The sequence below is a fragment of the Williamsia sp. genome (assembly GCF_016462415.1).
Taxonomy (GTDB): Bacteria; Actinomycetota; Actinomycetes; order Mycobacteriales; family Mycobacteriaceae; genus Williamsia_A.
The window spans coordinates 1-10050 of record NZ_JAEMTF010000015.1 but is presented as its reverse complement, the minus strand read 5'-3'; the positions used below and the strand labels follow the sequence as shown (position 1 = coordinate 10050).

10 protein-coding genes are annotated in these 10050 nt (G+C 67.8%); 7 read left to right on the top strand and 3 right to left on the bottom strand.

Going from position 1 to position 10050, the window contains the following annotated elements; genetic code table 11:
* Window positions 1-365, bottom strand: a 365-nt coding sequence (locus JHC79_RS05975) for an alpha/beta fold hydrolase (RefSeq protein WP_296389250.1), incomplete at its 3' end; no start/stop codon positions are given.
* A gap of 76 nt (window positions 366-441) precedes the next feature.
* Between JHC79_RS05975 and JHC79_RS05970 the strand changes: the two genes are divergently transcribed.
* The 3 genes from JHC79_RS05970 to JHC79_RS05960 all read left to right on the top strand — a co-directional run bounded on the left by JHC79_RS05970 (window position 442) and on the right by JHC79_RS05960 (window position 3137).
* The gene (locus JHC79_RS05970; protein ID WP_296389249.1) at window positions 442-972 is read left to right on the top strand and encodes a TetR/AcrR family transcriptional regulator; all 531 of its coding nucleotides are present in this window, start codon (window positions 442-444) and stop codon (window positions 970-972) included.
* 3 nt (window positions 973-975) lie between these two features.
* Window positions 976-1761, top strand: coding sequence for a sulfite exporter TauE/SafE family protein (locus JHC79_RS05965; RefSeq protein WP_296389248.1), 786 nt, complete (start codon window positions 976-978; stop codon window positions 1759-1761).
* Window positions 1762-1895: 134 nt separating this feature from the next.
* Window positions 1896-3137, top strand: coding sequence for an FAD-dependent monooxygenase (locus JHC79_RS05960; protein WP_296389247.1), 1242 nt, complete (start codon window positions 1896-1898; stop codon window positions 3135-3137).
* Window positions 3138-3151: 14 nt separating this feature from the next.
* Here the strand turns inward: JHC79_RS05960 and JHC79_RS05955 are convergent, their stop codons facing one another.
* Entirely contained in the window at window positions 3152-4294 is a 1143-nt protein-coding gene (locus tag JHC79_RS05955; RefSeq protein WP_296389303.1) for a PQQ-dependent sugar dehydrogenase, read from the bottom strand.
* A 205-nt stretch (window positions 4295-4499) separates the two neighbouring features.
* Here JHC79_RS05955 and JHC79_RS05950 point away from each other — a divergent pair, with 205 nt between their 5' ends.
* The gene (locus tag JHC79_RS05950) at window positions 4500-5390 is read left to right on the top strand and encodes an oxygenase MpaB family protein (RefSeq protein WP_296389246.1); all 891 of its coding nucleotides are present in this window, start codon (window positions 4500-4502) and stop codon (window positions 5388-5390) included.
* Window positions 5391-5409: 19 nt separating this feature from the next.
* On the opposite strand, the gene JHC79_RS05945 is transcribed toward JHC79_RS05950, so the two are convergent.
* On the bottom strand, window positions 5410-6024 hold the full coding sequence (locus tag JHC79_RS05945; RefSeq protein WP_296389245.1) for a TetR-like C-terminal domain-containing protein: 615 nt from the start codon (window positions 6022-6024) through the stop codon (window positions 5410-5412).
* A 44-nt stretch (window positions 6025-6068) separates the two neighbouring features.
* On the opposite strand from JHC79_RS05945, the gene JHC79_RS05940 reads away from it, so the two are divergent.
* The 3 genes from JHC79_RS05940 to JHC79_RS05930 form a co-directional block, all read left to right on the top strand.
* Entirely contained in the window at window positions 6069-7205 is a 1137-nt protein-coding gene (locus JHC79_RS05940; protein WP_296389244.1) for a hypothetical protein, read from the top strand.
* Complete coding sequence (locus JHC79_RS05935; protein ID WP_296389243.1) at window positions 7202-8200, top strand: TIGR03617 family F420-dependent LLM class oxidoreductase; 999 nt, start codon at window positions 7202-7204, stop codon at window positions 8198-8200. Before JHC79_RS05940 ends, JHC79_RS05935 begins: the two co-directional genes overlap by 4 nt.
* A partial coding sequence (locus tag JHC79_RS05930) for a PEP/pyruvate-binding domain-containing protein (RefSeq protein ID WP_296389242.1) occupies window positions 8197-10050 on the top strand: 1854 nt, incomplete at its 3' end. The genes JHC79_RS05935 and JHC79_RS05930, both read left to right, overlap by 4 nt.

Here is a 10050-nt window from a genome sequence, read left to right as displayed (position 1 = left end):
CCGCCGGCGAAGGACGTTCCCCAGGCGACGACCCGCTCGGCGTCGGCGACATCCAGGGAGCGGGCGAAGCGGATCGCTGCACGCCAGTCGTCTAGTTGCGACGGCACGTCGAGCAACTGGCGCGGTTCACCCTCGCTGTCGCCGAAGTAGCGGTAGTCGAACAGGACCACCGCGTACCCGGCGTTCGCGAAGCGGGCCGCGTAGGCAGGCAGACGGATGCCGCGGATCCCGCCGAAGCCGTGCGCCATCACGATCACCGGGACCGGAGTGGACAGCGACCTCGGCCGGAAGACCGTGGCGGCGCAGCGGACGCCCGAGGACGAGAAGAACTCGTCGGTCTGGATGAATTGATCATTGTTCGACACAGGCGCCGCCCATCTTCTTGATTGGTGTTCAAGGAAGATACCGCGCTCTTGATCGGTGATCAATTAGGGTGGGGACATGCCTGCCAACCGTCGTCCGCGTGCGCGGGAGGAGAAGCGCGAGGAGATCGTCACCTCGGCCCGCCGACTGTTCGTCGACCACGGCTACGACGAGACCTCGCTGAGCAAGATCGCCGCCGACGCAGGGGTGACCACCAACACCGTGTACTGGTACTTCGCCGACAAGGACCATTTGCTCGTTGCTGTGCTCGAAGGGCTTCTGGCCGAGGCGATGTCGCGGTACGAACCCATCGCGGAGCGCCCACTCGCCGAGAAGATCATGTTCGCCGTCGACGAGTTGTCGGCTCTGCGCAACCTCGTCGACACCGTGCATTCGCGACGCTCGGTGTCACCGGTGATCGATCAGTGGCACGAGACCTTCCACGGCGTGGCCGATGCGCTCACGCGGGGCGACCTCCCACCCGAGGACGCCGAACCCGCGAGTCACATCATCGCGTTCGTAGTCGAGGGTCTGCTGACCCATTCCGGCGACGACACCGAGCGGCGGGCCATCGTCGATCTGCTCGTCGACCGCATCGCCGCGCGCTGACCGGTGTCGATCTGGGAGGTGCTCGCGATCCTGATCGCCGGGGTCGGTGCCGGGGCCATCAACGCGGTAGTGGGTAGCGGCACGCTGATCACGTTCCCGACCCTGGTCGCCTTCGGCTTCCCACCGGTGACGGCGACGATGACCAATGCCGTCGGGCTCGTGGCCGGTGGGGTGTCGGGTACGTGGGGCTATCGCCGCGAACTGGCCGGCCAGTGGCCGCGTCTGCGATGGCAGATCCCGGCGTCGCTGATCGGTGCAGGCATCGGTAGTTGGCTGCTGCTGCATCTGCCCGAGAAGGCCTTCGAGACCATCGTGCCCGTGCTGTTGGTCCTGGCTCTCGTGCTGGTGATCCTCCAACCGCGTCTGCAGCGGTGGACGGCGTCGCGCGCCACGCGTGCGCCCGGCGATGTCCACGACACCGCGCTGCGTCCGGGTCGTCTCGTACTCGTCATCGTGTCGACGTTCGCGGTCGGGATCTACGGCGGCTACTTCACCGCTGCGCAGGGGATTCTGCTGATGGGCGCCATGGGCGTGATCGTCACCGACAACCTTCAGCGACTCAACGCCGCCAAGAACCTGCTGTCCCTCATCGTCAATGTCGTCGCGGCCCTCACGTACACGATCGTCGCGTTCGACCGGATCCACTGGGTGGCGGCCGCGCTCATCGCGGTCGGATCGCTTGTCGGGGGAGTCATCGGGGCCAGGTACGGGCGCAACCTGTCGCCCTCCGCCCTGCGCGGGGTGATCGTGGTGGTCGGGATCATCGGTCTGTGGCGCTTGGTGGCGTGACGCCCAATTCACGCAGGACAGTCAGCAGTCTTTCCCGGTCAGCGGGAAAGACTGCCGACTCTTCCGATTAGTTTTGTCCGTACAGGTGGTCGGTATCTCTGAACCAGTAGCGACAGAACCCATGGAGGCACGTGATGGATCTCGACGACGCCGCGCCGATGCCCGGTCCCAGCGTCTTGGTGGCGGGGGCAAGCATCGCGGGACCGGCTGTGGCGCACTGGTTGCAGCGACGGGGTGCCCGGGTCACCGTCGTGGAGCGGTCGCCAGAACTGCGTCCCGGAGGGCAGGCTGTCGACGCTCGCGGGGTGGCCAAGGAGGCCATCGCACGCATGGGCCTGGACTCGGCCGTCCGCGCGGCGTGCACGGACACCGCCGGCGCGCATTCGGTCGACGCCGACGGACACGTGCTCCAGACCTTCAGCGCCGAGGACGACGGCGGCGACGGGTTCATCGCCGACATCGAGATCCTGCGTGGCGATCTCGCGAAGGTGCTCTACGACGACACCTGTGTCGAGGTCGAGTACATCTTCGGGGACCGGATCGCCGAACTGACCCAGGACCCCGACGGGGTCGACGTCGTGTTCGCCGGCGGCGATCGGCGACGCTTCGATCTCGTGATCGGGGCCGACGGGTTGCACTCGCCGTTGCGCGCCATGGTGTTCGGGCCGAACGAGCAGTTCCTCCGCCACCTCGGTCAGGTGTTGGCCTTCTACAGCGTGCCCAACGATTTCGGTCTCGCCCGCCACCTCCTCGAGTACCAGGATCAGGACTCCGGGCGCTCGGCGATGCTTCGACCCATCGATGACGCCGAGCGGGCGATGGCGATGTTCTACTTCGCCTCGGCCGAGTATGACGTCGATCATCGCGACGTCGCGGCCCAGAAAGCCCTGCTCCGGGAGCGGGTGGCCGGACTGGGCTGGTTGACCTCGGACATCATCGCCCACCTCGACGACACCCCCGACTTCTACCTCGATCAGGTCGCACAGGTGGTGATGGATCGGTGGTCGAACGGTCGGGTCGCGTTGCTCGGGGATGCGGCGTTCAGCTCGTCGCCGATGTCCGGGCAGGGGACCGGGCTCGCGCTGGTCGGCGCCTATGTCCTGGCCGGCGAATTGGCGGCTGCCGGATGGGATCCCGACGCGGGGTTCGCTCGTTACGAGGCGAAGATGCGCTCGTATGTCGAGGCCAATCAGGAGATGGGACGGCTCAACGCCCGCACCCGCGAGGTCCCCGGACCCGGCAGCGAGCCTCTGCCCGACTTCACAGGCGAGTGGTTCATGGAGTTGATCGGGCGCGCGATCAACGGGATCGACCTACCCGATTACGACGAACTACCCGATGCCCGGGCAGCGGCTGGTCCTGCGGCTCAACCCTGAACGGTCGGGACCGCTCAGGTCGCCGGGCGGACTCGCAGAATGCGATCGTTCCCGCCGTTGTCGGTGCTCACCAACAGCGACCCGTCCCGGTCCACCTTCAGGGCGCGCAGGCGCCCGTAGGTGTCGCGCAGACCATCGGTGGTGCCGGCCGTCTCGCGGCCGTTGTCCGACAGCGTGACGAACACAAGCCGTTTGCCCTTCTGCGCCGAGATGACCGCGGCGCCACCGAGGCTGCCCCACCCGTCCGCGGGCAGGAACTCGAGCGCGGGCGTGGCGATCGTCGGTGCACCCGACGACCAGACCGCTCCGATCGCGCCGGGCACCCGCACCGGGTCGGTCATCGGCACCGATTCGTCGTAGATCAGCGGTGCACGGTCCGGGCGATAGCCGTAGTTGCCGCCCGGCTGCAGGAGGTTCAGCTCGTCGTCGCGGTCGGTGCCCTGCTCGACGGAGTAGACCCGTCCGGTCCCGGGCTGGATCGTGACGCCCTGCACGTTGCGGTGTCCGAGCGAGTAGATCGGCGTGCCGGGGATCGTCCCGCCGGCGGGTGCGCCGGCGGTCGTGATGTGCAGGACCTTCCCGCCCAACGATGTTCGGCTCTGGGGGTAGGACCGCACGGCGTTGTCGCCGGTGCCCACCCAGAGGGTGCCGTCCGGGGCGGCGGTCAGACCGCACCCGGCGTGGCGCCCGCCGGAGTTCACCGGGATGTTCGACAGCACGGTGCGGGTCCGGGTCAGCGCCGACCAGTCGTCGGCGACCCGCCACGCGACGACGTTGATCACCTGCCCCGAGTTCGGGAAGGGGATCGGCAACGACCCGGCCGACCCCGTGCCGAACGCCGTGGGCGATGTCTTCTCCGCCTGGCATGAATACAGGGTGCGGTTCGACGTGAAGCCACGGTCGACGGCGAGCCCCATGAGTCCGGCCTCGTTGGTGACGAACAGCTTCGATTGATCCGCACGCACGGTCTGCGCTGTTCCGCCCGGACGGATTGCGACGAACCGACCACTCCGCTCTCCGGTGATGAGGGTGCCGTCCGGGGCGATCTCGATGTCCCAGGGTTTGTCGAGACCTGAAGCAACGGTGCTGACCGCCAGCGGCGGCGCGGCCTGAGCCGGCGCGACGGCAGTCAGCAGCCCGATACCCAGGGCGCCGATCACGCCGAGTGTGGTGAGCAGGTGACGATGAGGGACGGAACGTCTGGTCACGTCGCCACCGTAATGCCAATGTTCACGATCAAGTAGGACTTTCGACGCAATCCCGACGGCCGCGAACCGATGCCACCCAGACCGTCGGGAGCGCGGCCGCCGCACCTGCGGCACGCTGACCAGCACAGACGCCCGGGAAGCGCAGAGTGGACAGATGAACCCGTTCAGTTCGGTCCAGCAGCGTGTCGGCGAGATGATCTTCGAACGCGTCGCCGGTGACGAGGGACCCGCGCGGCGCGACCGGATCCACTTGTCGACGGGCCCGCGGCGCTACGGTCCGGACTCGGCGATCCACCGGGTCCACGGGGACGCGTCGATGTTCGTCGGCGGCATGCGCGCACTGATGCTCCAGTCCTTGCATCCGCTCGCGATGGCGGCAGTCGATCAGCACTCGGGGTACCGGGGCGATCCGTGGGGTCGCCTGCAGCGCACCAGCACCTTTCTCGCGGAGACGACGTTCGGCACGATCGAGGACGCCGACCGCGCGATCAAGATCGTCCGAGCGGTGCACAAGCGCATCACCGGCACCGCGCCTGACGGACGGCACTACGCCGCGTCGGATCCGCACCTCATCCGGTGGGTCCACGTCGCCGAGATCGACAGCTTCCTGCGCGCTCATGATCGCTACGGCGCCCATCCGCTCGACGCGGCGGGGCGCGACCAGTACGTCCGCGAGACAGCGTTCGTGGCTCGCGGTCTCGGCGCCGTCGACGTGCCCGAGACCTCCGCGGAACTCGACGAGATGCTCGCGCTGTACCGGCCGGAGCTCAGAGGCACCGCCGCCGCGAGGCGCACGGCGCGGTTCATCTTGCTGAACCCGCCCATCCCGCTGCCGGTGCGCCCGGCCTACGGGCTGCTGTCCTCGGTCGCCGTCTCGATGATGCCGCGGTGGACACGTCTACCGCTGCGTTTGCCATACCTGCCCGTCACCGAGGCGACCGCGGTGCGGGGGAGTGGCATCGCGATCACGACCGCCATCCGCTGGGCGCTGAGTCCAGGCGCCGGGTCGAGCGATCCGACCGGACCGGCAGAGCCGGCGAGCTGATTCGATCGAGTACGCGAGCTCAGGCGCCCTCCACCCTGTCGGATGGCAAACTCTTCGTGATCATGTCGGTCATCTCGTCGACCCAGGTGCTGTCGAGAGCGGCATCCCGACGAATCAGGATGCGGAAGATCGCGGTGCCCGCAACCACCTCGGCGAGCATGGGTAGCTGGTCGTCGCCACGACGTTCCTGACCGAAGCGGGACTCGAACGCGGTCAGGTTCCCGGCGAGCCGGGCGATCATCATGGTGTGCAGCTCGGGGTCGGCGACGGTGTCGGCGATGAGACCCGGTAGTGCCAGCCGCACCTCGGGTCGGTCGAAGATCACCCGAACCGTCTCGACCAGAGCTCTGATCTCGTCACGCATGTCGCCCGGATGGTCCGACACCGGGACGGATTCGGCGAACAGCACAGCCTCGTGGACCAGTTGGGCCTTACCCGACCACCGGCGGTAGATGGCCGCCGTCGTGGTGTTCGCGCGCGCGGCGATCGCGGACAGCGACAGTCGGGGATACCCCGTCTCGAGGATCAGCTCACGGGTCGCCGCGATGATGGCGGCGTCGATCCTGCCGTCACGCGGCCGACCCGGCGCCGACTGCCCGGACCTATTGCCTTCCGAGTCCCTTTCTGGTGCCATTGCCTCATCGTAGATGCAATACGACCTGCATCGTATTTGAGGGAGTGCGTGTGAATCTGAGCCCGCTCGACGAGTATCCGATCCATCAGGCGCCGGTGCCGGTGACGTGGCCTGCCGACTCGGATCGAAATTTCTACGACCGGTCGTACTTCAATGTGCTCGACCGTTCCGGCCGCTTCATGGCGCTCACCGGAATCGGTTACTACCCGCGCCTCGGCGTCAAGGACGCGTATTTCGTCGTCCGTCGCGACGACACACAGACCGCGGTACACCTCAGCACCGCCATCGACGACGACCGGCTCCATCAGAACGTGCACGGCTACCGCCTCGACGTCATCGAACCGCTGCAGGAGATGCACCTGACGTTGCAGCCGACCGAGGGGATCTCCGCCGATCTCACCTGGCGCGGGCTGTTCCCCGCCGCCCTGGAGAAACCGCACGAGATGCTCACCGACCGTCGAGTCACGTTGCAGGCCAGCCGCTTCGCGCAGGTCGGGTCGTGGGAGGGCTGGATCGACGTCGACGGTGAGCGATTAAACGTCACCCACGACACCAGCGTGGCCAGCCGCGACCGGTCGTGGGGGATCCGACCGGTGGGCGAGGCGGAGCCCACAGGCCGGCCGGACACGGCGTTCCGCGGAATGTGGTGGCTGTATCTGCCGCTGGTCTTCGACGACTTCCAGCTGTTCCTGATCATGCAGGAGGACCCGGACGGTCACCGCAGTCTCTATGACTGCACGCGCCGGTGGCGGGACGGACGCGTCGAACAGCTCGACGGGGTGCGTGTGGCCATCGACTACCGGCCCGGGACACGGATCCCGCAGGGCGCCCACGTCGAGTTCATGAATCGCGCCGGAGATCGCACGCACCTCGACATCGAGTCGAAACTGTTCGCACCCATCGCCTTCGGATCCGGCTACGGCGGTGACTCGTCGTGGTCGCACGGCAGCTGGAAGGGCGATGCGTTCGCCGAGCGGGTCAGTTTCGACCTCACCGACCCCGACGTCATGGCCCGCGCACCGTTCAGCCTGATCGACCATGTGGCCCGAGCGGTGTGCACCGAGGCCGACGGGACGGTCCACGAGGGTGCCGGGTTGTTCGAGCACGGCGTGATCGGCCCCCACCACCCATCGGGATTCTTCGACTGGACCGACGTGGGCGACCAGGCACCGAGTTCATGAAGGTCATGACCGCGCTGTTCGGGCCCACCGACGCTGTCGAACGCGCGCATGTGCTCCACGAGGCCGGCGCCTCCGGGGTCTTCACCTTCGAAGGGCCGTTCGATGTCTTCACCCCACTTGTTCTGGCCTCATCGGTCAAAGGACTCGACGTGATGTCGAACGTCGCGATCGCGTTTCCGCGCAACCCCATTCAACTCGCCCACCAGGCCAACGACCTGCAGCTGCTCAGTGAGGGCCGCTTCATCCTGGGGCTGGGGACGCAGGTGCGCGCGCAGATCGAGAAACGCTATGGAACCGGGTTCGACCGGCCGGTGGCACGGATGAAGGAACTGGTGGGGGCGCTGCGTGCGATCTTCGCGACGTGGAACACGGGGGAGCGGCTGAACTTTCGCGGCGAGTTCTACCGACACACCCTGATGACGCCGACGTTCGTTCCCGGGCCGAATCCGTTCGGCCCGCCTCCGATCTATCTCGGTGCCCTCGGCCCTCGGTTGACCGCGGCCACCGCCGAGGTGGCCGACGGGCTCTTGGTGATGCCGTTCGGGTCGAAGCGATTCCTGCACGAGACCACCATGCCGGCGGTCCGGGCGGGACTCTCGGCTGCCGGTCGCATCGAGAGTGACTTCGAGGTGGTGCCGGAGGTGATCGTGTCGGTCGCCACCGGTCGCGACGACGACCACGCGTCGACCCGCATGCTCCTCGCGTTCTACGGATCCACCCCGGCGTATCGACCGGTACTCGACGCGCACGGCTGGGGCGATCTGCAGCCCGAACTCAACGCGATGTCGAAGCAGGGGCGCTGGACGGAGATGGCCGCGCTCATCGACGACGACATCCTGCACACCATCGCGGCGTGCGGGACCCCGGCCGAGGTGGCCGCGCACGTCCGTGACCGCGTCGACGGGGTATCGGAGCGGGTCTGCCTCTATCAGACTGGACCCATCGAGGCCCAGGCGCTCGCGGAGATCGTCGATGCCCTGGCGGGGTCGGCGTGACCGCGTCGACGGTCGACTTCGATCAGATCACCGACGACAGCTTCGGCGGGAAGGCGGCCGGGATCGCGGAGTTGCGCCGGCTCGGCCTTCCCGTGCCGGCCGGCTTCGTCATCGCGGATGCCAGTGAGCAGGTCAGTGTCGACGATGTGCGGAAATGGTTCTCCCGGATGGCCGACGCAGCCGCGACCCCGGTGGCCGTCCGATCGTCGGCGGTCGGGGAGGACGGTGCCGACCAGTCGTTCGCCGGGCAGTACGACACGGTGCTCGGTGTGGACTCGGCCGACGACTTCGCTGCCGCCGTTCGGACCTGCGCTGCCTCGGTGCGCTCGCGTCGGGCGTCGGCCTACAGCGAGCTACCTCCGGCGACGATGCATGTGGTGGTCCAGCAGATGGTGGACGCCCGGGCCGCCGGGGTGGTGTTCACCGCCGACCCTGCGACCGGGCGACGCGACCTCACCGTCATCGACGCCGTCGCCGGTCTCGGGGAGGCGCTGGTCGACGGTTCGGCATCCTCCGACCACGTCGTCCTCGACTCCCTCGGCAGGGTGGCGGTTGCCGACATCGCGGGCGAACCTGTCCTGTCGCCCGATGAGGTCGCCGACATCTGGTCCGGCGCCTCACGAGCCGCCCAGCACTGGGGAATACCCGTGGATCTCGAGTGGGCGATCGACCACGACGGCACGCTGTGGTGGCTACAGGCCCGACCTATCACCACCCTGCCCGGTGATCTGGCCGAGATGGATTCTCCGCTCGCGGGCGCGGACCACGTGTACACGCGATGCAACATCGGCGAGATGATGCCGGGCGCGTTCTGCCCGCTGACCGCGTCGGTGTCGGGCTTCGCCATCGACTACGCGATGCAGATGACGCAGGTGGTGGCGCGGGCACAGCCCAGCTACGACAGGCCGTGGCTGCAGGTCGGATACTTCCAGGGGCACATGTTTCTGAACATGACCGAGGGGACAGGGCTGAGCTCGGGGCTTCTGGGGAACTCGTTGGAGCAGTTCTCCATCTCGATCTGCGGTCGGGTGATCGACGAACTGGAACCCAAACCGCCGAAGCCGTTTCTCAGCAAGCTGATCAACACGGTCCGGCTCAGCTCCTATGCGTTGTCGGCCGGCCCGGCGATTCGACGTCTCGCGCAGCAGATCGACGGCTTCCGGGTCCCCACCGGCGATGACCCTCGACTCGTGTTGCAACAGTTGGAGTCCGGCGTCCAGCTGTACTGCGATGTGACCCTCACGCATGTCCGGTCATCGTCACGTGCGGCCGTCGCGGCCAACGTTCTCGAGAGCGTCCTGATGCGACGCGCCGTCAAGAATGGACGCGGCGAGGACGCCGGTCGCGCCGAGGCCACCCGACTCATGGCCGGCGCGACCGATGTCGAGAGTGCTCTCATGCTCGAGGAGCTCGACGCGGTTGTCCACACCATCGCCGCCGATGATGTCGTCGCCGAGCTGTTCACGGCGGGGGAGCCCGGCGTCGTGGTCGACCAGCTGCGCGGATCCACGAGTGCCGCCGGAGTGGCGTTGCGACGGTTCCTGACTCGTCATGGCCACCGCGGCTACCGAGAGCTGTGCATGCGCGACCCGTCCTGGGCCGAGGACCCGGAAGGTTTGGGCGCGATGATGCAGGTGATGGTGCGCTCGGTGACCGATCCGTCTGCTCGCGTACCGGCCGCTCGTCGCGTCGAGGCGCCCGGTCCGGCCGCCATCCGACTTCTTGCCCGGCTGGCGCAGGGCGGCGCACGTGGCCGCGAGGAGACGAAATCGAAGATGGCGCTGTTGGCCCATGCGCTCAAGCTGGGGTTCCGCCGCCTCGGTGAGGTGTTGGCGCAGTCTGGCCGACTG